Source organism: Enterobacter sp. FB, from assembly GCF_000805795.1.
Lineage (GTDB): Bacteria > Pseudomonadota > Gammaproteobacteria > Enterobacterales > Enterobacteriaceae > Enterobacter > Enterobacter roggenkampii.
In genome coordinates this window covers 1-22,705 of the sequence record NZ_JSZC01000013.1, presented here as the reverse complement: position 1 = coordinate 22,705, position 22,705 = coordinate 1, and the positions used below count along the sequence as shown (strand labels likewise).

At 56.2% G+C, this 22,705-nt stretch carries 18 protein-coding genes, 4 tRNA genes and 3 rRNA genes; 5 read left to right on the top strand and 20 right to left on the bottom strand.

Annotation, left to right across the window (positions count from 1 at the left end; genetic code table 11):
- The first annotated feature begins 102 nt into the window (after window positions 1-102).
- Entirely contained in the window at window positions 103-873 is a 771-nt protein-coding gene (locus tag PI91_RS06870; RefSeq protein ID WP_008500265.1) for an amidohydrolase, read from the top strand.
- Window positions 874-930: 57 nt separating this feature from the next.
- Here PI91_RS06870 and PI91_RS06865 read toward each other — a convergent pair whose 3' ends face one another.
- The 9 genes from PI91_RS06865 to dnaQ form a co-directional block, all read right to left on the bottom strand.
- Window positions 931-2,532 carry a gamma-glutamyltransferase family protein gene (locus PI91_RS06865; protein WP_021242874.1) on the bottom strand — a complete coding sequence of 534 codons (1,602 nt, stop codon included), beginning with the start codon at window positions 2,530-2,532 and terminating at the stop codon, window positions 931-933.
- 9 nt (window positions 2,533-2,541) lie between these two features.
- Window positions 2,542-3,417: an ABC transporter permease gene (locus PI91_RS06860; RefSeq protein WP_039265728.1), complete on the bottom strand. Its 876-nt coding sequence runs from the start codon at window positions 3,415-3,417 to the stop codon at window positions 2,542-2,544.
- Between the two features lie 2 nt (window positions 3,418-3,419).
- Window positions 3,420-4,361 carry an ABC transporter permease gene (locus PI91_RS06855; protein ID WP_008500268.1) on the bottom strand — a complete coding sequence of 314 codons (942 nt, stop codon included), beginning with the start codon at window positions 4,359-4,361 and terminating at the stop codon, window positions 3,420-3,422.
- 18 nt (window positions 4,362-4,379) lie between these two features.
- Complete coding sequence (locus PI91_RS06850) at window positions 4,380-5,894, bottom strand: ABC transporter substrate-binding protein (RefSeq protein WP_198527857.1); 1,515 nt, start codon at window positions 5,892-5,894, stop codon at window positions 4,380-4,382.
- A gap of 2 nt (window positions 5,895-5,896) precedes the next feature.
- On the bottom strand, window positions 5,897-6,979 hold the full coding sequence (locus tag PI91_RS06845; protein WP_039265725.1) for an ABC transporter ATP-binding protein: 1,083 nt from the start codon (window positions 6,977-6,979) through the stop codon (window positions 5,897-5,899).
- The gene (locus PI91_RS06840; protein ID WP_039265724.1) at window positions 6,976-7,989 is read right to left on the bottom strand and encodes an ABC transporter ATP-binding protein; all 1,014 of its coding nucleotides are present in this window, start codon (window positions 7,987-7,989) and stop codon (window positions 6,976-6,978) included. The genes PI91_RS06845 and PI91_RS06840 overlap by 4 nt, the downstream gene beginning before the upstream one ends.
- Window positions 7,986-8,705 (bottom strand): FadR/GntR family transcriptional regulator, encoded by a 720-nt coding sequence (locus PI91_RS06835; RefSeq protein WP_021242871.1) that lies wholly within the window; start codon window positions 8,703-8,705, stop codon window positions 7,986-7,988. Before PI91_RS06835 ends, PI91_RS06840 begins: the two co-directional genes overlap by 4 nt.
- 386 nt (window positions 8,706-9,091) lie before the next feature.
- Window positions 9,092-9,168, bottom strand: a tRNA-Asp gene (locus PI91_RS06830).
- A gap of 132 nt (window positions 9,169-9,300) precedes the next feature.
- Window positions 9,301-10,032, bottom strand: a complete 732-nt coding sequence (gene dnaQ, locus PI91_RS06825; protein WP_198527856.1) for a DNA polymerase III subunit epsilon — start codon at window positions 10,030-10,032, stop codon at window positions 9,301-9,303.
- A 64-nt stretch (window positions 10,033-10,096) separates the two neighbouring features.
- Between dnaQ and rnhA the strand changes: the two genes are divergently transcribed.
- A complete protein-coding gene (gene rnhA, locus PI91_RS06820; RefSeq protein WP_008500276.1) occupies window positions 10,097-10,564 on the top strand; it encodes a ribonuclease HI in 468 nt (155 codons plus the stop codon).
- Here the strand turns inward: rnhA and PI91_RS06815 are convergent, their stop codons facing one another.
- A complete protein-coding gene (locus PI91_RS06815) occupies window positions 10,565-11,281 on the bottom strand; it encodes a class I SAM-dependent methyltransferase (RefSeq protein WP_008500277.1) in 717 nt (238 codons plus the stop codon).
- A 32-nt stretch (window positions 11,282-11,313) separates the two neighbouring features.
- Here PI91_RS06815 and gloB point away from each other — a divergent pair, with 32 nt between their 5' ends.
- Both gloB and mltD read left to right on the top strand, forming a co-directional pair.
- Complete coding sequence (gloB, locus tag PI91_RS06810; RefSeq protein ID WP_039265722.1) at window positions 11,314-12,072, top strand: hydroxyacylglutathione hydrolase; 759 nt, start codon at window positions 11,314-11,316, stop codon at window positions 12,070-12,072.
- A gap of 68 nt (window positions 12,073-12,140) precedes the next feature.
- Window positions 12,141-13,505, top strand: a complete 1,365-nt coding sequence (mltD, locus tag PI91_RS06805) for a murein transglycosylase D (RefSeq protein ID WP_023293221.1) — start codon at window positions 12,141-12,143, stop codon at window positions 13,503-13,505.
- 52 nt (window positions 13,506-13,557) lie between these two features.
- On the opposite strand, the gene PI91_RS06800 is transcribed toward mltD, so the two are convergent.
- The 3 genes from PI91_RS06800 to PI91_RS06790 form a co-directional block, all read right to left on the bottom strand.
- Window positions 13,558-14,331, bottom strand: coding sequence for a class I SAM-dependent methyltransferase (locus PI91_RS06800; RefSeq protein ID WP_039265721.1), 774 nt, complete (start codon window positions 14,329-14,331; stop codon window positions 13,558-13,560).
- 76 nt (window positions 14,332-14,407) lie between these two features.
- Window positions 14,408-15,208, bottom strand: a complete 801-nt coding sequence (locus PI91_RS06795; RefSeq protein WP_025912579.1) for an endonuclease/exonuclease/phosphatase family protein — start codon at window positions 15,206-15,208, stop codon at window positions 14,408-14,410.
- Between the two features lie 136 nt (window positions 15,209-15,344).
- Window positions 15,345-16,520, bottom strand: coding sequence for an MFS transporter (locus tag PI91_RS06790; protein ID WP_023343406.1), 1,176 nt, complete (start codon window positions 16,518-16,520; stop codon window positions 15,345-15,347).
- A gap of 104 nt (window positions 16,521-16,624) precedes the next feature.
- On the opposite strand from PI91_RS06790, the gene yafC reads away from it, so the two are divergent.
- Window positions 16,625-17,530, top strand: a complete 906-nt coding sequence (gene yafC, locus PI91_RS06785) for a DNA-binding transcriptional regulator YafC (RefSeq protein WP_021242864.1) — start codon at window positions 16,625-16,627, stop codon at window positions 17,528-17,530.
- A gap of 29 nt (window positions 17,531-17,559) precedes the next feature.
- Here the strand turns inward: yafC and dkgB are convergent, their stop codons facing one another.
- The 7 genes from dkgB to PI91_RS06750 form a co-directional block, all read right to left on the bottom strand.
- Complete coding sequence (gene dkgB, locus PI91_RS06780; protein ID WP_039265719.1) at window positions 17,560-18,363, bottom strand: 2,5-didehydrogluconate reductase DkgB; 804 nt, start codon at window positions 18,361-18,363, stop codon at window positions 17,560-17,562.
- Window positions 18,364-18,523: 160 nt separating this feature from the next.
- A tRNA-Asp gene (locus tag PI91_RS06775) sits at window positions 18,524-18,600 on the bottom strand.
- 56 nt (window positions 18,601-18,656) lie between these two features.
- A 5S ribosomal RNA gene (rrf, locus tag PI91_RS06770) occupies window positions 18,657-18,772 on the bottom strand.
- A 72-nt stretch (window positions 18,773-18,844) separates the two neighbouring features.
- Window positions 18,845-21,748 (bottom strand): 23S ribosomal RNA (locus PI91_RS06765).
- Window positions 21,749-21,919: 171 nt separating this feature from the next.
- A tRNA-Ala gene (locus tag PI91_RS06760) sits at window positions 21,920-21,995 on the bottom strand.
- A gap of 43 nt (window positions 21,996-22,038) precedes the next feature.
- Window positions 22,039-22,115, bottom strand: a tRNA-Ile gene (locus PI91_RS06755).
- 69 nt (window positions 22,116-22,184) lie between these two features.
- Window positions 22,185-22,705, bottom strand: a 16S ribosomal RNA gene (locus tag PI91_RS06750); the annotation flags it as partial.

Below are 22,705 nucleotides of genomic sequence, written 5' to 3'. Positions count from 1 at the left end.
TCGCTTACCTAAACCCCGCCTCGCGCGGGGTTTTTTATTGCCACATTTTCTCGTTATGTCGTGCTACAGTGTCAAAAAGTGGTCGTTTGAGGAGTCTGTATCGTGCCTGGTCTGAAGATTTCTATTTTGCAGCAACCTTTAGTGTGGATGGATGGCCCCGCCAACCTGCGCCACTTCGATCGTCAACTCGAAGACATTACCGGGCGCGATGTGATTGTCCTGCCGGAAATGTTCACCACGGGCTTCGCCATGGAAGCGGCAAAACAGTCAATGCCGCAGGAGGAGGTGGTCGCCTGGATGCATGCCAAAGCGCAGCAGACCAACGCGCTGATTGCCGGTAGCGCCGCGCTGCAAACGGAGCGCGGCCCGGTGAACCGCTTCCTGCTGGTCGAGCCGGAAGGAAAGGTGCACTTCTACGACAAGCGTCACCTGTTCCGTATGGCGGATGAGCACCATCACTATGAAGCCGGTAACGAACGCGTGGTGTTCGAGTGGCGCGGCTGGCGCATTCTGCCGCTGGTCTGCTACGACCTGCGTTTCCCGGTGTGGTCGCGTAACCGCAACGATTACGACCTGGCGCTATATGTGGCCAACTGGCCTGCACCGCGCTCCCTGCACTGGCAGTCGCTGCTCGTGGCGCGCGCGATTGAGAACCAGGCGTACGTGGTGGGCTGCAACCGCGTGGGGACGGACGGCAATGGGCATCACTATCGCGGCGACAGCCGGGTGGTGAATCCGCAGGGCGAGATCATCGCCACCGCCGAGCCGCATCAGGCGACGCGTATTGATGCGGAGCTGTCCTTGACGGCGCTGAAGGAGTACCGGGAGAAGTTTCCGGCGTGGCAGGATGCGGATCCTTTTAGCATTGAGTGAAAAAAAAGCCGGGTGGCGGCTACGCCTTACCCGGCCTACCAATGTTGCTCGCTTCTTTTAACTCACCAACGCCTGCCCGTCTTTGCGGCTTTCCGTCGCGGCCACGTAGTGTCCTTCCGGCAGGCGGTAAATCACCTGCGCACCACCGAAGTTGTAATCCTGAAGCGGATCTTCCACCACGATCTGATGCCCGCGCTCGCGCAGCGCGGCAATCGTGTTGCGATCGAACGTCGATTCAACGATCACCTCCCTGCCCTGCACCACGCGCCAGCGCGGCGCATCGATTGCCGCCTGCGGGTTTTGCCCGTGCAGCATGATGCGCAGCGCCATCTGCATGTGCCCCTGCGCCTGCATCGGGCCGCCCATCACGCCGAAGGACATCAGCGGCTGGCCGTTGCCGTCCATCGCAAAGCCCGGAATGATGGTGTGGAACGGACGCTTGCTGCCCGCCAGCGCATTCGGGTGATTTGGATCCAGCACAAAGCCACAGCCCCGGTTTTGCAGGCTGATCCCGGTATCCGGCACCACAATGCCTGAACCGAAGCCCATATAGTTGGACTGAATAAACGAGACCATCATCCCGCTGGCGTCCGCGGTGCTGATGTAGACCGTGCCGCTCTGCGTCGGGGAACCGTAGACAAAATCAGATGCGCTGTCGTGGTTGATCAGCGCCGCGCGCGACTTCAGGTAATGGTCGCTCAGCAGCTCTTTCGCCGCAAACGCCATGTGTGCTTCGTCTGCCACGTAGCGGTCGAGATCCGCCAGCGCCAGCTTCATTGCCTCGATAGAGAGATGCAGAGACTGCACGGAATCCGGATGATGCTTCTCAATGCCGCACTGCTCAAGAATGCCGAGCGCAATCAGCGTGGCGATCCCCTGCCCGTTTGGCGGCAGCTCCTGCACCGAGCCGCCCGCAAAGTCGCGTGACAGCAGTTCTACCCAGTCCACGCGGTGGTTGGCCAGATCCTCGGCCGTCAGGTGCGCGCCATGCTCTCTGGCGAAGGCGGCAATTTTCTGCGCCAGCTCACCGCGGTAAAAGGCTTCGCCGTTGGTGCGGGCAATCAGCTCAAGCGAGTTCGCCTGCGCCGGGTTACGGAAGATCTCCCCCACGCGCGGGGCGCGGCCTTCCGGGGCGAAACAGGCGCTGAAGCCCGGCTGATCTTTCAGCTTGTTATAGCCGCGCTGCCAGAGATGCCCAATCAGCGGGGAGACCGGGAAGCCGTTGCGCGCGTAGTCAATGGCGGGCTGCGCCAGGGTGGTCAACGGCAGCGTGCCGAAGCGTTCCGCCAGGGCGACCCAGCCGGATACCGCCCCCGGCACGGTCACCGCGTCCCAGCCGATTTCGGGCACCGCGGTTTTTCCGGCAAACAGATCCGCATGCCAGCTCGCAGGCGAACGACCGGAAGCGTTCAGGCCGTGCAGCTTTTCACCGTCCCAGACGATAGCAAAGGCGTCGCTGCCGATCCCGTTGCCGGTCGGCTCGACCACCGTCAGCGCCATCGCGGCGGCAATGGCGGCATCCACGGCATTCCCGCCCAGCTGCAGCATCTTCATTCCCGCCTGCGCCGCCAGCGGCTGAGACGTCGCAACGGCGTTATGGCCCAGCATCGGCGGGCGGCGTGAAGCGTAACCGGACGTAAAATCTAGCGCTTTGGTCATCATGACTCCTTAGTCGTGGCGCGGATCGAGCGCATCGCGCAGCCCGTCGCCGAGTAAATTAAAGCCCTGCACGGCAAGGAAAATCGCCACGCCGGGGAAAATGGACATCCACGGAGCCTGTTCAAGAAAACCTTTGGCGGTGTTGAGCATGGAGCCCCAGGACGGATTGGGCGGCTGCTGTCCCAGCCCCAAAAACGACAGGCTGGCTTCAGCGATTATCGCCGAGGCAATCGCCAGCGTGGCCTGCACCAGAATCGGCGACATCACGTTGGGCAGAACGTATTTGATGATGATCCAGCGATCCGGCAGGCCAATTGCCCGCGCGCCGTCGATGTACTCTTCGTTGCGAATGGCGATCACCTGGCCGCGCGTCAGGCGGGCGAAGATCGGCATCGCGGAAAGGCCGATGGCGATCATCGCGTTCGTCAGGCTCGGGCCCAAAAACGCCCCCAGCGCGATCGCCATGATCAGGAACGGGCAGGCCAGCAGCGCCTCGATCACGCGCGAGATGACGCCGTCCCACATCTTCTGGAAGTAACCCGCCACCAGCCCCAGCGGTACGCCGATAACCACGGCAATCACCACAGACATACAGCCCGCCATCAGCGAGGTGCGCGCCCCCCAGATAATACGGGATAGGATGTCTCGCCCCAGCTCGTCGGTGCCGAACCAGTACATCTCCGACGGCGCTTTGCGCACCGCCAGGAAGTTGGCTTTGACCGGGTCGAACGGGGCGATCCACGGCGCCAGCAGCGCCACCAGCACAAAGAACCCCACCACTGCCGCGCCAATGACCGCGCTTTTATTGGCGAGGAATTTTTTCAATACCCGGTTTTGCGCCCGCGGCAGTGCGGGCGCAACGGTTTGTGTCGTCAGTTCCGCCATCGTTAGCCTCGCATTTTCGGGTTGATAAGGACGTAAAGCACGTCGGCCAGCAGGTTGAGCATCAGGAAGCCGATGGCGACGATCAGCACCACGCCTTGCACCACCGCGTAATCACGGTTAAATACCGAATCGACGATCATCTTGCCGAAGCCCGGAATGGTGAACACCTGCTCGGTCAGCACCGCGCCGCCCAGCAGTTCGCCAAACAGCAGCGTGGTGAGGGTAATCACCGGCACCAGCGCGTTGCGAAAGGCGTGCTTTAAGATCACCGCCTTCGGCAGCAGCCCTTTCGCCCGCGCGGTGCGGATGTAGTCCGCCTTCAGTACCGCAATCATCGAGGCGCGGGTGTGGCGCATCAGCGTTGCCGCCAGGCCCGTTCCGAGCACGGACGCGGGCAGCAGCAGCGTGCGCAGGTTCTGGAGCGGGTCTTCACTGAACGGCACGTAGCCGGACGCGGGGAGCCACTGCAGGTTTACCGAAAAGACCAGAATCAACAGGATCCCCAGCCAGAAGTGCGGGATCGAGATCCCCGAGATCGCCACGAAGTTCGCCCCGTGATCGACCCAGCTGTTTTTGTTCACCGCCGCGAGGATCCCCATGCTGATGCCAAACACCAGCGCGATAATCATCGCCAGCAGCGACAGCTCAAGCGTCACCGGCAGCTTGCTGGCAATCAGCTGCGTCACCGGCTCGTGCGTGCGTAAGGAGACGCCCAGATCGCCCTGCAGCGCCCGCGTCAGCCAGTGGAAATACTGCACCGGGATCGGGGCATCGAGGTTCAGCTCCGCACGCAGCTGAGCGATGACCGCCGGATCGCGCTCCTCGCCTGCCATGGCGATCAGCGGGTCGCCGGGCAGCAGCTTTTGCAGCCCAAACACCATCATGCTCACCAGCAACAGCGTCGGGACGGCCAGCAGCAAACGTTTGCAAATCAGTTCCAGCATGGGCTCTCCTCAGGACACTTATTTCGCAAGCGTCAAACCGGCCAGACGCACGATGCCATCCGGGTACGGCTTAAAGCCCTGCACGCTTTTATTCAGGCCAAAAATACGCGGCTCGAAGTAGAGGTAGGCAATCGGCATGTCGGTTTGCAGCTGCTTCACCACCTTGTCGTACAGCGGCTGGCGCGCGGCCTGGTCGGTACTCTGGCGCGCCTGGGTCAGCCACTCATCGACCTGCGCGTTGCTGTAGCGGCCATCGTTCAGGGTGCCTTTGCTGTTGATAAAGCCGTAGATGCTGCCGTCCGGATCCGGGCGCCCCGACCAGCCGGAGAAGCTCAGCTGATAGTCCCCGCTCTGCTGGCGGTCCAGCAGCGTGGCGAATTCGGTCATCTGCAGGTTCAGGTTAAAGCCCGCCTCGGCGACCATCGCCTGCAGCACCTGCCCCACCTGCTGCGAGGTTGGGTTGTTCGGCACCAGCAGGTTGACGGTCAGCGGCGCGGTGACGCCTGCCGCTTTGAGCAGGGCTTTGGCTTTATCGACGTCACGCGGCGGGACCGGCAGGTTGACGTGATACGGACTCACCGTGGAAAACGCCTGGTTGGCTGGCGTATACAACCCTTCAAAGACCACCTGGTTTAGCGCATCGCGGTCAATGGCCTGAGAAAACGCCTCGCGCACTCGAGCGTCCTTGAACGGATCGTTGGCGGGCACCTTGCCGTTATTGATGTTGAAAGTGATGCCCTGATAGCCCAGACCGGTCACCTTCGCCAGCGCCAGCTTGCTGTCGGCTTCGACGGTTTTAACATCGCTGGCGGCGATGCCTTCGGTCAGATCAAGATCGCCCGCGCGCAGGTTCGCGAGGCGCACGGAGGCATCCGGGATCGGCAGATAGATAATTTTGTCGAAGTGGTAGGCGTCTTTGTTCCAGTAGTTGTCGAAGCGGGTCAGAACAATGCGGTCCTGGGACACGCGGCTGTCGAATTTATACGGGCCGGAACAGACCGGATGGGCGGCAAAGTCAGGCTTTTTTGCCGCTTCAGGGGCCATCATGGCGCCCGCGCGGTCGGTGAGCTGCATCAGCAGTGCCGCATCCGGCGACTTCAGGTGCAGGGCAATCTGCATCGGACCGGTGACCTCTACCGATTCAACGGAGGAGATCTCGCTTTTACGCAGGGAGCCTTTTAAGGTCAGGGCGCGGTCGAGGTTGTATTTTGCCGCGGCGGCATCGAATTTCTCACCGTCGTGGAAGGTCACGCCTTCGCGCAGGTTGAGCGTCAGGGTTTTACCGTCGTCACTCCACGCCCAGCCTTTGGCCAGACCGGGGACGACCTTCAGGTTTTCATCCACATCCACCAGCCTGTCGCACAGGGAGGCAAAGACGAAGCGGCCATAGTAGGTGCGCGCCAGATGCGGGTCGAGCATGTCCGGGTCAGCCCCCAGGCCAATACGCAGCACGCTTTCAGAATGGGCGGGCAGCGCCGCGCCAAGCAACATAACACTTCCCAGTACGGTCAAAAGAGAATTACGCATTGTCATTATCATGAGTTCCTTGAAGGAAGGGACGAGTGGGTGGCCGCGTGTTCAAACAGCGCGCGGCGGCGCAGAAAAGCAGCGGATGGCGGTGCGATCTGGATAACGCTGCGATCGCGGTTGATCTCCTGCCAGCGATGACAGGCAACCTGACGCCCGCCGTCGAGCACCTGATTAATCGGCTCGACCTGACGGCATTCGTCAGTGACGTACGGGCAGCGGGTGTGGAAACGGCAGCCGGACGGCGGACTGGCCGGGTTCGGTAAATCCCCCTGCAGCAGCGGCGCGTCGCGTTCAGCGCCCGGCTGCATCTGCGGCGCCGAGGCGATCAGCGCCTGGGTATAGGGGTGCAGCGGTGCGTCAAAGATCTCATCGACGCTGGCAAGCTCAACGATTTGCCCGAGGTACATGACCGCCACGCGATCGCTCATGTGGCGGATCACCGCCAGACCGTGGGCGACAATCACCATCGTCAGCCCCAGCTGGTGCTTCAGGCTTTCCAGTAAATTGACCACCTGCGCCTGCACCGATACATCCAGCGCGGATACCGGCTCATCGCCCAGCAGCAGCTTTGGTCCTGAGGCCAGCGCGCGCGCAATGCCGATACGCTGGCGCTGCCCGCCGGAAAACTCGTGCGGGTAGCGCCCGGCCCAGGCGGCGGGCAGGCCCACGGTCTTAAGCAGTTCGGCAACGCGGTACTGCCGGTCCCCTTTCTTCATGTTCTGGTGCAGCCACAGCGGCTCACCGACGATCTGCTCCACCGTCATGCGCGGGTTCAGGGAGGCGAAGGGATCCTGAAAGATGATCTGCAGCTCGCGGCGGAGCTGATTGAGGCGCGCGCCCGAGGCGTGGGTGATCTCTTCCCCCTGATAAAACACGCGCCCTTCGCTGGCGGCCAGCAGGCGCAGCAGCAGGCGGCCAAGCGTGGATTTTCCGGAACCGGACTCGCCGACAATCGCCAGCGTTTCGCCCAGCATGACGGCAAGCGACACGCGATCGACCGCCGTCACAAACCGGGCGGGGGTAAAGAGTTTTTTCGGGCCGGCGAAAAGCTTGCTGAGGTCCCGAGCTTCCAGAATGGGCGTGGTCATGCGGTCTCTCCCAGGGCGATGTGGTGTTCGAGCGGCACGCGGAAGCAGGCAACCCGATGGCCCGCGCCGAGCGTGGTGAGCGGCGGTTTTTCGTCATGGCAGCGCGACTGCGCAAACGGGCAGCGCGTTGCGAAACGGCAGCCTTGCGGCATGGATTCCGGCAGCGGGACCGATCCGGGAATAGTGGAAAGCGGGCCCTTGCGTGCGCTAAGGGAGGGGATCGAGCCCATCAGGCCGATGGTGTACGGGTGCTGCGGGTCGGCAAATATCGCCTCGACGCTTCCCTGCTCTACCACCTGTCCGGCATACATCACCGCCACCTGCTGCGCCACTTCGGCCACCACGCCTAAATCATGGGTGATCATCAGCACCGCCGTGCCGGTTTCCTCTTTCAAGGTGTTGAGCAAGGCGAGGATTTGCGCCTGGATGGTGACGTCGAGCGCGGTGGTCGGCTCGTCGGCAATCAATAATTTAGGATGATTGATCAGCGCCATGGCTATCATCACGCGCTGGCGCATGCCGCCGGAAAGCTGGTGGGGATAGGCTTTCAATCGCATCTCTGCTGCCGGAATCTGCACTTTCTCGAGGATCTGCAGCGCGATCTTCATCGCCTCTGCGCGCGAGACGTCCTGATGACGCATAACCGCCTCGCTCAGCTGATCGCCCAGCGTAAACGCCGGATTGAGCGAGGTCATCGGCTCCTGGAAAATCATCGCCAGCTCGCTACCGCGCAGATCGGCATATTCCCGCGGCGAGAGCTTGCGCAGATCGTGGCGACGAAACTGTATCTCCCCGCTGACGATCCGTGCGCTGGCGGGCAGTAACCCCATCAGCGCCAGGGAGGTGATACTTTTCCCACAGCCGGATTCTCCCACCAGCGCCAGCGTTTCGCCCGCCCTGACGGTCAACGAGATACCGTCAAGCACGCTTACCGGCGAGCCCGCGAACGTAACGTTGAGGTTTTTTACTTGCAATACGGGCGTGGCGTCCTTAAAGGGGATTGTCGTCATGGCGTGAAGTCGTCCTCGAGGTGGATCGCCTGAATCAGGGCGGTTTGCAGGCTGAGCAGGTGTTCGCGCATCGCGGTCGCGGCCTCGTTAGGCTGGCGATGGATAATGGCAGCCATGATCTTGTGGTGGTGGTCGTTATAGCTATCGACACGCTCGGGGGTGCGTGCCAGTTCGCGCAGATGCTGCCAGCCCGGTTCACGCCGCACGGCATCAATGGCATCAAACAGGCCGAGCATCAGGCGGTTGCCCGCCGCTTCCGCAATGGCGCGGTGAAAAGCGCTATCCCACAGTTCGTTGAGATCGCGGTCATCCGGGCTGACCTTGTCGATGCGTTCCAGCATGCGCTGCATGAGCGCAAGGTTTTCCCTGGTGGCACGCAGTGCCGCAAGCCGGGCTAAGCCGGGTTCGAGCTGCAGACGAGCTTCCATCACTTCCAGAAGGTTGGTTTGCTGAACCAATCCCTGAAGGGCCAGCGGTTCAACGGGTGCAGCCGGGCCGATAAAGGTCCCTTTGCCCTGCTTACGCCAGATGCGCCCCTCTTCTTCCAGCACGTCCAGCGCGCGACGCACTTCACGTCGTCCTACGCCGAGTGTGTCCGACAGCTCACGTTCCGTGGGCAGCGGAGTGCCTGGTGTTGACTCGTGCTGGTTGATTAGCCCGCGCAGCTGTTCAAGCGCGGTGCTGGAATTGGCCAGAAACCGTGACGGTTTTTCCATATTGGTTCGCTCGCTTTCATCATTGCTTTATTTTTATTAACGATAAGTTATTGATATGGAATGACGCTTATCGTGCTAATGATTAAGCAATAACCAAACCAATCTGCAATTGGTTCAGTAATTTTTTGCATAGCGGGTTATAAGCAGATGATTCTGTATGAATTCTTTTTTACAGAGAGACACAATCTGACTCGAGCCTGAATAGCTGACGGTGGAAAAATGCACAACAACAGTGCAAAGAATGCACTAATGATGTGCAATTGTTAATTAATTGCACTATTGATATTAACTTTTTGTTAACTACAAGTCAGAAGAGAGGGAATGGAATCACAGCTGGCTGAAACGACGAAGGCCTGAATCATTTCTGATTCAGGCCTTCTGAATAGTGGCGGAACGGACGGGACTCGAACCCGCGACCCCCTGCGTGACAGGCAGGTATTCTAACCGACTGAACTACCGCTCCACTGTTCCCGTTTGGGGAACGAGGCGCATATTACGGTGCGCCTCCGATCTCGTCAACGCTTTTTCTCGCGTTTTGAATCGTTTGCTGCAAAAATCGCCCAAACGATGATTTTACAGGCGTTCCGGCGTTTTTTCAGGCACGCCAGAGACAGCTGCCGCCCTTCTTTTGCACCAGATCAAGACGGGATTCGTGATTAAGCAGCTCTTCATCACTGGCTAAAACAACCCGCAGCCGGCTTGCCTGACGGACGACACGCTGAATACCCGCTTCGCCCTGCGTTTGCTGCGACTCATTTTCCATACTGAACTTCATTGACGTCTGCCCACCGGTCATCGCCAGATAGACATCGGCGAGGATCTGGGCATCGAGCAACGCCCCGTGGAGCGTTCGTTTGGTATTGTCTATCTCGTAGCGCGAACACAGTGCATCCAGGCTGTTACGCTTGCCGGGGAACATTTTCCTCGCCAGCGCCAGACTGTCTGTCACCTTACAGAAGGTGTTCGTCTTCGGGATATCACGATTAAGCTTGCTGAATTCATAATCCATAAAGCCGATATCGAACGAGGCGTTATGGATAACAAGCTCAGCGCCCCTGATGTATTCCAGAAACTCGTCAGCCACGTCCGCAAACGTCGGCTTGTCCAGCAAGAACTCATCGGCAATACCGTGAACGCCGAACGCTTCGGGATCCACCAGCCGATCGGGCTTGAGATAGACGTGGAAGTTGTTCCCCGTAAGACGACGGTTCACCACTTCAACGGCACCGATCTCAATGATCTTATGCCCTTCGTAGTGCGCGCCGATCTGGTTCATACCGGTGGTTTCGGTATCGAGGACGATCTGGCGAGTAATTGCAGTGCTCATAGCGGTCATTTATGTCAGACTTATCGTTTAACTGAACGTTTCAAATACAGGAAGTCTACCAGAGATGCGTAAACAGGTAGAAATTTTCACCGATGGATCTTGTCTCGGCAACCCGGGTCCCGGCGGCTACGGCGCGATTATGCGTTATCGCCAGCATGAAAAAACTTTTAGCGAAGGCTATTTTCTGACCACCAACAACCGGATGGAGCTCATGGCGGCCATTGTGGCGCTGGAGGCGTTAAAAGAACATTGTGACGTGGTGTTAAGTACCGACAGCCAGTACGTTCGTCAGGGAATTACCCAGTGGATCCATAACTGGAAAAAACGCGGCTGGAAGACTGCCGATAAGAAACCGGTCAAGAACGTCGATCTCTGGAAACGGCTTGATGCCGCCCTGGGCCAGCACCAGATCAAGTGGGAGTGGGTTAAAGGGCACGCCGGTCATCCGGAAAACGAACGCTGTGACGAACTGGCGCGTGCGGCAGCCGCTAACCCTGCGCATGAGGACGCGGGCTATCAGCCTGAATCCTGATCAGGGCTTTCTGTACTGCCGCGTGGCGCCAACGGTCTGGCGGATCGGCGTTTTCGATTTGCTCTGCTTCATGGGATTAAGCGTAAGGGGAATGGTTCGCTTACGCGCGACGATAAACTGCATGCAGCCTAAGGCAGGCAAATGCGTGCTCAACAAGACGCCCCCCTGCCGTGCCCAGGGCAGCACCTGAAAGCCGCCGTAGCAGAGCACTTCGAAGTTAAGCAGTGACAGCCAGTCGAGCTGGCGCATCATGGTGAACATCCGGCTGTTGTAAGGCGGCGTCCGGCGCAGCACCGGTACCAGCTTTCGCAGGCCCATCAGGCTCAGCGGGTTGAATCCGCTCAGCACCAGCCAGCCGTCATCAATCAGCACGCGATCGGCTTCGCGAAGCAGACGGTGCGGATCGCTGCACCAGGGTAACGTATGTGCGAGCAAACACGCATCAACGGATTTTTCCGCAAACGGCAGATGTAACGGGTCTGCTTTCACCTGAACCGGCGATCCGCCGAGAGAGACGTTCACCTGATGCGAGATAGCGCAGCTTTCGGTATTGATTTCCGCGCTGAGATTGCCAATCTTAAGCAGGTGAAAGCCATACATTTTCGCGAGCCAGGGCTTCAGCTGTTGCTCTAACGCCTCGCGATAGTATTCACCCCAGGGCAGTTCCGCCCAACGTTCCGGTGCTGCGACAGTCTGAGGTATCCTTGCCGGTTTCATCAACACACCCGCCACGCTATAAGAGGTAATGTATGAATCTTATCAGTATTTCTGCTTTTGAGGACAATTACATCTGGGTTTTAGTTGACGATGAACGTCGATGCGTCATTGTCGATCCCGGAGAATCCGCCCCCGTACTGCGCGCAATAGAAGAGAACGGCTGGCAGCCGGAAGCCATTCTGTTGACGCATCACCATAACGATCATACGGGCGGTGTACCTGAACTGCGTACCCACTTTCCGCATGTTGTGGTTTACGGACCGGCAGAGGCACAAGATAAGGGACTCACGCAAGTAGTCGAAGAAGGCGAAAAAATCCTCATACGTGAGTGGGAGTTTTCCGTATTTGCTACACCGGGTCACACTTTGGGACATCTGTGTTTCTACAGTAAGCCTTATCTTTTTTGCGGCGACACGCTGTTCTCCGGAGGCTGCGGAAGACTGTTTGAAGGCACGCCAGCACAAATGTATCAGTCTTTACAGAAGATTAACGCATTACCCGATGACACCGTTATTTGTTGCGCACATGAGTATACATTAGGAAATATGAAGTTTGCCGTCAGCCTGTTGCCTGAGGATCGGGCGATTCAGGATTATTATCACAAAGTGAAGGAGTTACGTGCAAAAAACCAAAACACACTCCCCGTAATTCTGAAAAACGAGCGCCAAATTAATTTATTTTTGCGAACAGATGATATTGATTTAATTAGCAAAATTAACCAAGAAACAAATTTGCAACAACCAGAACAGCGATTTGCATGGTTAAGGTCAAAGAAAGATAACTTCAGATAATTGCTGGTTGCCTTTTCAAAAATTCGCCGTTATCATCGCTCGTCTTTTAAGCAACTATTGACACACACATGAAGGCAAAAGCGATATTACTCGCCTCTGTCCTGCTTGTAGGTTGCCAGTCGCAGAACGGCAGCAACGTACAACAGCACGCACAGAGCCTTTCTGCAGCTGGTCAAGGGGAAGCAGGGAAGTTTACAAGTTCGGCGCGCTGGATGGACGATGGGACATCTTTCGCGCAGGAGCAAGACTTGTGGACCTCTATTGGCGACGAGCTAAAGATGGGAATTCCGGAAAACAGCCGGATTCGCGAACAGAAACAGAAGTATTTAAGTAATAAGAGCTATCTCCACGATGTAACGTTACGGGCAGAGCCGTATATGTACTGGATAGCCGGGCAAGTTAAGAAACGTAACATGCCTATGGAGCTGGTACTCCTACCCATAGTGGAGAGCGCTTTTGACCCACACGCGACGTCTGGCGCCAATGCCGCAGGCATTTGGCAGATCATTCCGAGCACCGGGCGAAACTATGGTCTGAAACAGACCCGCAACTATGATGCGCGTCGCGATGTTGTCGCTTCAACGACAGCCGCTCTCGACATGATGCAACGTCTGAACAAGATGTTTGACGGCGACTGGCTGTTAACGGTCGCAGCGTACAATAGCGGCGAAGGTCGTGTACTGAAGGCAATGAAAGCGAATAAAGCACGGGGTAAATCCACCGATTTTTGGTCGCTCTCACTGCCACAGGAAACAAAGATTTACGTACCGAAAATGCTGGCGTTGAGCGATATTCTCAAGAACAGCAAGCGTTACGGTGTACAACTGCCAACACCAGACGAAAGTCGTGCACTGGCGCGTGTTCGCCTCAGCAATCCGGTTGATATTCAACAGGTTGCTGATATGACGGGTATGTCGGTAAGTAAATTGAAAACCTTTAATGCTGGCGTTAAAGGCTCAACGCTGGGGGCGAGTGGCCCGCAGTATGTAATGGTTCCGCAGAAACATGCTGAGCAGTTACGTGAGTCTTTAGCTTCGGGTGAAATCGCCGCCGTTCAGTCAACGCTGATCGCGGATGCATCATCAGTTAACAGCCGCAGCTATAAGGTTCGTTCAGGTGATACGCTTTCGGGCATTGCGTCACGTCTTGGCGTGAATGCGAAAGATCTGCAGCAGTGGAATAACCTGCGCAGTTCAGGCCTGAAAGTGGGTCAAACTCTGACGGTGGGTGCAGGTAGCAGCGCACAGCGTCTCGCCAGCAACAGCGATAGCATTACCTATCGCGTGCGTAAGGGTGATTCGCTGTCCAGTATCGCAAAACGTCACGGCGTGAACATCAAAGATGTGATGCGCTGGAACAACGATACTGACAATCTGAAACCGGGCGACCAGCTAACGCTGTTTGTGAAGAACAGCGCAACGCCAGACTCCTGATAACACGACCGAAAGATAAAAAGGCACCGATTCCCCTCGGTGCCTTTTTTGTTTATCCCGCTTTTTGCGCTTCCGCCATGATGGTATCGCTGGTAAATGAACCATCGTCCTGCAGTTCAAAGTACGCCTTCACCTCTGCCGACGCGCTCTCCTGATACAGCCTGATAGCCTGGCTTAATGCTTCCGGGGTGCGCATACGCGCAATCCACGACCTAAACTCCAGCGGTAAACGGTCTGTGATTAACGAACGCGCGATCAGCCCCGCTTCCGTGATCAGCGATAACCACTCTCCGCTGGCGTAGTTTTGCACATGGGAGGTGTCGCGCAGCGCTTCCACCGTCTGCAGCCAGATATTACGTACCGGATGCCCAGGCGACATGACATCCATAATAATGAAGATGCCACCCGGCTTCAGAACGCGTTTGACTTCGCGTAATGCCTGGCCAACATCATGCCAGTGGTGCGCGGAATAACGGCTGATCACCACCTCAAACGAGGCATCATCAAAAGGTAAGGATTCGGCATAGCCCTGGCGCGTATCAATGTTGTCCAGCCCCTTCGCTTTCGCCGCTTCAGCAACCACCTCCAGCATCTGGCTGGATAAGTCATATGCGGTTACGTGCGCCACCTGCTGCGCAGCCGTGAAGCTGGCATGCCCTGCCCCGCAGCCTAAATCCAGCACGTGCGCCTGCGGGAATGCCGACAGACGTTCACCGAGACGCACCAGATCGCGACCTGAAGCGTGCACGGCGCTGCTCAGATAGGCATTTGCCTGAGAACCAAACTGTTTTTCTACGTTGTCATGATGGGAGTGTGTTGTTGTCATCGTACTGTCCTTTGTGGGTTAAAAATAGAAGGGCAGCACCCGCGCAGGTCTGCCCCACGGCAGACCTGACACACCATTATTTATCAGGTTTGCCGGGACTGAATTCGACTAGTAGAGGGTTATGATCGGAGGCGCGCGTCACCAGCACAGAGGCGTCGTGTACGCTTAAACCACGGTAGAAGACAAAATCGAGAGGACGACCAAAGGCTTTTTTGCGCTGGTCATCGCTAAAACGGACTTCACGCAGCGACATTTCGCGCGCAAAGCGGTACAGCGCATTCATGCGCGGGCGGCTCCAGGCATTGAAATCACCGGCCATAATGATCGGCCCACTGTGATGCGCAATCTGATCGCCGATCGGAAGTAACTGCTTACTATATACATCCACGCCCAGGCTGAAGTTTACCGCGTGGATATTCACGACCATCAGCATACGGGTATCCGGCAGTGGATAGACCGTCACCAGTGCCGATTTCGCCAGACGCAGGATAGGCTCGCGTTCGCGCAATGGACAACAATAGACCGGATGTGCTGCTGAAAGCGTCATCACCCCCGAGGGGTGCTGAGGCAGAACAAAGGCCGGTACCTGGTCGGCGGCAAGATAGTGAGTGGTGGCAAACCGGACCAGCTCAGGGGTGGTTTGCGCTTCCTGGAGCAGAACCAGATGGGCATCTTTGCCAAAATTCTTGAGTACCGATAACCACTCCGCACGCTGCTGCTTAAAGATATTCCACACCAGTACGCGGATTTTTTCATCGCTGCTTAACGGTGTGCCGGCGGGTAATGCCTGACTGATGCTCGCAAACGACCCCGGAGGCAAGATCCTCTCCGCGGGCATTCCGGCAACATAACGCATGGCATAGGTATTTTTTCGCACTTTTGGAAACAGCCTCTGTAACATGAACCAGTCCGGAAAACGGACTGGTTCTAATGTTATAGGGACTTTAGGTCACACTTTCAACGCAATTTCTGAGAAACCGCTTTCCAGTTTTGTAAGCCAGCGCTTACTGATGTTACCCCAGCGCAATGCGGGCTGGCTTATCCAGACGTCCGCTCAGGCCAATCAGCAGGAAGGCGATCAGGACAATCACCGCGCCAATCCACGGGGTCTGGGTCAATCCGAAGTGCTCGACGGTTTGTCCGCCAATAATTGAACCCAACGCAATACCAATATTAAATGCGGCAATGTTCAGCCCCGATGCCACGTCCACCGCATTTGGCGTATAAAGCTCAGCTTTCTGTACAACGTAAACCTGAAGCCCTGGCACATTACCAAAAGCGAAGATCCCCATGACCAGTACCGTGACCAGCGCGGCGTACTGTATCGAGGCGGTGAACTGGAAAATCATCAGCAGAACAACCAGCGCGGCGAAGATGAATTTCAGCGCCGGTACCGCACCATGCTTATCCGCAAGCTTGCCGCCCCAGATATTGCCAATCGCAACGGAAATACCGTACCCCAGCAAGATCCAGCTCACGGCGTTGGGAGAGAAGCCCGCCAGGTCCTGCATCATCGGTGCCAGGAAGGTAAAAGCAGTGAATACGCCACCATAGCCCAGCGCCGTAACCGCGTAGATGATCAGCAAACGCGGATGCGTAAGTACCTTCAGCTGATCGCTCAGGCTAGCGCTGGCCCGGCCTGGAATATTCGACGGCACCAGCAGCAGGCTGGTCACCAGGGCAATGACGCCCAGTAGGGAGACGGCCAGGAACGTTTCACGCCAGCCGAAGTGTTGTCCGATAAACGTGCCCAACGGTACGCCCGTAACGAGTGCAACGGTCAACCCACCGAACATGATCGCAATGGCGGATGCCGCTTTCTCTTTGGGTACCAGGCTGGTTGCAATAGTAGAACCAATCGAGAAGAACACCCCGTGAGCAAGGCCGGTCAACAGCCGAGCGATGACCAGCGTGGTGTAGTCCGGCGCCTGCCAGGCCAGCACGTTGCCGGCGGTGAACAGCACCATCAGTGCAACTAACAGCTGCTTACGCGGGAAACGTCCTGTCAGGGCCGTCAGGACTGGCGCACCGACGGCAACGCCCAGGGCATAGATGGACACCAGCAATCCGGCGGAGGGCAGCGAGATCGCAAGCTGGTTAGCAATGGTGGGGACCAGCCCCACGATAACAAATTCGGTCGTGCCAATTGCGAAGGCACTGATCGTCAGGGCAAGTAGCGCCAGTGGCATAAAATACTCCGTATCATCAGGATTAAGATGACAGGCAGTATGCGCCAGTGCTTAAATAACAAAAATGGTCAAAATCTCAATAGAATTTTGCGGGTGGTGCAACAATGAAAGCAACGTCAGAAGAGCTGACAATCTTTGTCGCCGTGGTTGAAAGCGGCAGCTTTAGCCGCGCTGCCGAACAGCTGGGACAGGCTAACTCAGCCATCAGCCGCTCGGTAAAAAAGCTGGAGATGAAGCTTGGGGTGAGTCTGCTCAACCGAACGACGCGGCAGCTGAGCCTGACGGAGGAAGGTGAGCGTTATTTTCGCCGCGTGCAGTCGGTACTGCAGGAGATGGCCGCAGCAGAGACCGAGATTATGGAGACCCGCAGCACGCCGCGTGGGTTACTGCGCATTGATGCAGCCACGCCGGTTGTGCTGCACTTTCTGATGCCGCTAATCAAACCTTTCCGTGAACGCTATCCGGAGATGACGCTCTCTCTGGTCTCGTCCGAGACGTTTATTAACCTCATCGAGCGAAAGGTAGATGTGGCGATCCGGGCGGGAACCCTGACCGATTCAAGCCTGCGGGCCCGCCCGCTGTTTGCCAGCTACCGTAAAATTATCGCGTCGCCACAGTATATTGCTGAACATGGCAAACCGGAGACGGTTGAGGAGTTGAAACAGCATTTGTGCCTGGGCTTCACGGAACCCGTTTCGCTAAATACCTGGCCCGTCGCCTGCCCTGACGGTCAGTTGCATGAGATCACCTGCGGGTTGTCGTCCAACAGCGGGGAGACGCTGAAGCAATTGTGTCTTGAAGGCAACGGTATCGCCTGTTTGTCTGACTATATGATTGATAAGGAGATTGCGCGGGGTGAACTGGTGGAATTGATGGCCGATAAACGCCTGCCAGTGGAAATGCCTTTTAGCGCGGTGTATTACAGCGACAGAGCGGTGAGTACGCGCATTCGTGCCTTTATCGATTTTCTGAGTGAACATATAAAAACAGCTCCCGGAGGAGCTGTGTGAGGGTTCAGGTTACAGAGGGTGGGTCAAACTTAATCCCAGTTTGGTGCTAAGCCTTCCGGGCTGACCAGCCGATCGTTGCACTCCAGGGCTGCGATCGCTTTTTTATCGTCAGCATCCAGATGAAGATCCGTTGCTAACAGGTTGCTCGCCAGGTTTTCACGTTTAGTTGATGATGGGATCACGGCATACCCTTCACCCATTGCCCATGCCAGAATGACCTGCGCAGCCGTCGCATTATGCTTCTCGGCGATACGGATAATCACCTCATCTTTCAGTGCCTTACCGTAGGCCAGCGTCATGTATGAGGTGATGTGGATCCCATGGTGTTTTGCCCAGTCCACCACTTTGCGGTTTTGCAGATATGGAGAGAGCTCAATCTGGTTGGTCGCAATATTTTCTGCGCCAACAGCAGCAATGGCCTTTTCCATCAGCGGGATCGTGAAGTTGGAGATCCCAATTTCACGCGTTAAGCCCTGTTTTTTCGCTTCCAGCAGCGCCTGCATGAATTCTTCCACGGAGACGGCATCGTTCGGTGATGGCCAGTGGACCAGCGTCAGATCCACGTAGTCAGTACGCAGTTTTTTCAGGCTCTCTTTCAGGCTTGGGATCAGCTTGTCTTTGCTGAGATTCTCAATCCAGATTTTCGTGGTAATAAACAGCTCATTACGCGGTACACCGCTCTCTTCGAGAGCTTGTCCAACGGCAGCTTCGTTTTCATAGATCTGCGCCGTATCAACAGCACGATAGCCCAGTTCGAGTGCGGTTTTAACTGATGCGATAACAACGTCGTCTTTCAGGCGGAAAGTGCCCAGACCAAATGCAGGGAGAGTCATACTATTCCTCAATCATTATGTTCGTAAACTGAGGACGATTATCGCTGGCGGTGTTATAGAGAAAAAGATCGCAAAATGCAGAGGATTTTTGCTGATTTCGCAATAATTAAACGTCAGATAAGAAAAAAGCCCTGAGCGTTAGCTCAGGGCTTTTAATAAGTGGCGGAACGGACGGGACTCGAACCCGCGACCCCCTGCGTGACAGGCAGGTATTCTAACCGACTGAACTACCGCTCCACCGAAGACTGCTTGTAACCACCGGATTAATGCACCGGCTTACTACTAAATTTGATGCCTGGCAGTTCCCTACTCTCACATGGGGAGACCCCACACTACCATCGGCGCTACGGCGTTTCACTTCTGAGTTCGGCATGGGGTCAGGTGGGACCACCGCGCTAAAGCCGCCAGGCAAATTCTGTTAATCTGTATCAAAGCTGAAATTTGATTATCTGTCTCTTCGCCAAAACATCTTCGGCGTTGTAAGGTTAAGCCTCACGGTTCATTAGTATCGGTTAGCTCAACGCATCGCTGCGCTTACACACCCGACCTATCAACGTCGTCGTCTTCAACGTTCCTTCAGGAGACTTAAAGTCTCAGGGAGAACTCATCTCGGGGCAAGTTTCGTGCTTAGATGCTTTCAGCACTTATCTTTTCCGCATTTAGCTACCGGGCAGTGCCATTGGCATGACAACCCGAACACCAGTGATGCGTCCACTCCGGTCCTCTCGTACTAGGAGCAGCCCCCCTCAATTCTCCAGCGCCCACGGCAGATAGGGACCGAACTGTCTCACGACGTTCTAAACCCAGCTCGCGTACCACTTTAAATGGCGAACAGCCATACCCTTGGGACCTACTTCAGCCCCAGGATGTGATGAGCCGACATCGAGGTGCCAAACACCGCCGTCGATATGAACTCTTGGGCGGTATCAGCCTGTTATCCCCGGAGTACCTTTTATCCGTTGAGCGATGGCCCTTCCATTCAGAACCACCGGATCACTATGACCTGCTTTCGCACCTGCTCGAGCCGTCACTCTCGCAGTCAAGCTAGCTTATGCCATTGCACTAACCTCCTGATGTCCGACCAGGATTAGCTAACCTTCGTGCTCCTCCGTTACTCTTTGGGAGGAGACCGCCCCAGTCAAACTACCCACCAGACACTGTCCGCAACCCGGATCACGGGTCTACGTTAGAACACCAGCCATTAAAGGGTGGTATTTCAAGGACGGCTCCATGCAGACTGGCGTCCACACTTCAAAGCCTCCCACCTATCCTACACATCAAGGACCAGTGTTCAGTGTCAAGCTATAGTAAAGGTTCACGGGGTCTTTCCGTCTTGCCGCGGGTACACTGCATCTTCACAGCGAGTTCAATTTCACTGAGTCTCGGGTGGAGACAGCCTGGCCATCATTACGCCATTCGTGCAGGTCGGAACTTACCCGACAAGGAATTTCGCTACCTTAGGACCGTTATAGTTACGGCCGCCGTTTACCGGGGCTTCGATCAAGAGCTTCGCGTTGCCGCTAACCCCATCAATTAACCTTCCGGCACCGGGCAGGCGTCACACCGTATACGTCCACTTTCGTGTTTGCACAGTGCTGTGTTTTTAATAAACAGTTGCAGCCAGCTGGTATCTTCGACTGATTTCAGCTCCACCCGCAGGGGCTTCACCTACATATCAGCGTGCCTTCTCCCGAAGTTACGGCACCATTTTGCCTAGTTCCTTCACCCGAGTTCTCTCAAGCGCCTTGGTATTCTCTACCTGACCACCTGTGTCGGTTTGGGGTACGATTTGATGTTACCTGATGCTTAGAGGCTTTTCCTGGAAGCAGGGCATTTGTTACTTCAGCACCGTAGTGCCTCGTCATCACACCTCAGCGTTAAAAGGTACCGGATTTACCTGGAACCTCCGCCTACATGCTTAAACCGGGACAACCGTCGCCCGGCTAACATAGCCTTCTCCGTCCCCCCTTCGCAGTAACACCAAGTACAGGAATATTAACCTGTTTCCCATCGACTACGCCTTTCGGCCTCGCCTTAGGGGTCGACTCACCCTGCCCCGATTAACGTTGGACAGGAACCCTTGGTCTTCCGGCGAGCGGGCTTTTCACCCGCTTTATCGTTACTTATGTCAGCATTCGCACTTCTGATACCTCCAGCAACCCTCACAGGCCACCTTCAACGGCTTACAGAACGCTCCCCTACCCAACAACACATAGTGTCGCTGCCGCAGCTTCGGTGCATGGTTTAGCCCCGTTACATCTTCCGCGCAGGCCGACTCGACCAGTGAGCTATTACGCTTTCTTTAAATGATGGCTGCTTCTAAGCCAACATCCTGGCTGTCTGTGCCTTCCCACATCGTTTCCCACTTAACCATGACTTTGGGACCTTAGCTGGCGGTCTGGGTTGTTTCCCTCTTCACGACGGACGTTAGCACCCGCCGTGTGTCTCCCGTGATAACATTCTTCGGTATTCGTAGTTTGCATCGGGTTGGTAAGCCGGGATGGCCCCCTAGCCGAAACAGTGCTCTACCCCCGAAGATGAGTTCACGAGGCGCTACCTAAATAGCTTTCGGGGAGAACCAGCTATCTCCCGGTTTGATTGGCCTTTCACCCCCAGCCACAAGTCATCCGCTAATTTTTCAACATTAGTCGGTTCGGTCCTCCAGTTAGTGTTACCCAACCTTCAACCTGCCCATGGCTAGATCACCGGGTTTCGGGTCTATACCCTGCAACTTAACGCCCAGTTAAGACTCGGTTTCCCTTCGGCTCCCCTATACGGTTAACCTTGCTACAGAATATAAGTCGCTGACCCATTATACAAAAGGTACGCAGTCACACCACGAAGGTGCTCCCACTGCTTGTACGTACACGGTTTCAGGTTCTATTTCACTCCCCTCGCCGGGGTTCTTTTCGCCTTTCCCTCACGGTACTGGTTCACTATCGGTCAGTCAGGAGTATTTAGCCTTGGAGGATGGTCCCCCCATATTCAGACAGGATACCACGTGTCCCGCCCTACTCTTCGAGTTCACAACCTGTGTGCTTTCGTGTACGGGACTGTCACCCTGTACCGTGCGACTTTCCAGACGCTTCCACTAACACACAAGCTGATTCAGACTCTGGGCTGCTCCCCGTTCGCTCGCCGCTACTGGGGGAATCTCGGTTGATTTCTTTTCCTCGGGGTACTTAGATGTTTCAGTTCCCCCAGTTCGCCTCGTTAACCTATGTATTCAGTTAACGATAGTGTGACGAATCACACTGGGTTTCCCCATTCGGACATCGCCGGGTCAAAGGTTCATATCACCTCGCCGGCGCTTTTCGCAGATTAGCACGTCCTTCATCGCCTCTGACTGCCAGGGCATCCACCGTGTACGCTTAGTCGCTTAACCTCACAACCCGAAGATGTTTCACTTCTGATTGCGAAAATTTGAGAGACTCGAACACACCATTTAAGATGTGTCGTTTCAATTTTCAGCTTGATCCAGATTTTTAAAGAGCAAAACTTCGCAGTGCACCTTTTCAGGTTCACTCTGAAGTTTTCTTGGGTTCGCAGTAAAAGATGGTGGAGCTATGCGGGATCGAACCGCAGACCTCCTGCGTGCAAAGCAGGCGCTCTCCCAGCTGAGCTATAGCCCCATCGTTTTGCAATCTCTGTACCGCTCATCCTTTAAAAGGAGTTTGGTAGGCCTGAGTGGACTTGAACCACCGACCTCACCCTTATCAGGGGTGCGCTCTAACCACCTGAGCTACAAGCCTGCAGAGATTTTTACTGCTGTTTTTCATCAGACAATCTGTGTGAGCACTACAAAGGCAGGTTCTTTAAGGTAAGGAGGTGATCCAACCGCAGGTTCCCCTACGGTTACCTTGTTACGACTTCACCCCAGTCATGAATACAAGTGGTAAGCGCCCTCCCGAAGGTTAAGCTACCTACTTCTTTGCAACCCACTCCCATGGTGTGACGGGCGGTGTGTACAAGGCCCGGGAACGTATTCACCGTAGCATTCTGATCTACGATTACTAGCGATTCCGACTTCATGGAGTCGAGTTGCAGACTCCAATCCGGACTACGACGCACTTTATGAGGTCCGCTTGCTCTCGCGAGGTCGCTTCTCTTTGTATGCGCCATTGTAGCACGTGTGTAGCCCTACTCGTAAGGGCCATGATGACTTGACGTCATCCCCCCTTCCTCCCCAGTTTATCACTGGCAGTCCCTTTGAGTTCCCGGCCGGACCGCTGGCAACAAAGGATAAGGGTTGCGCTCGTTGCGGACTAACCCAACATTTCACAACACGAGCTGACGACAGCCATGCAGCACCTGTCTCAGAGTTCCCGAAGGCACCAATCCA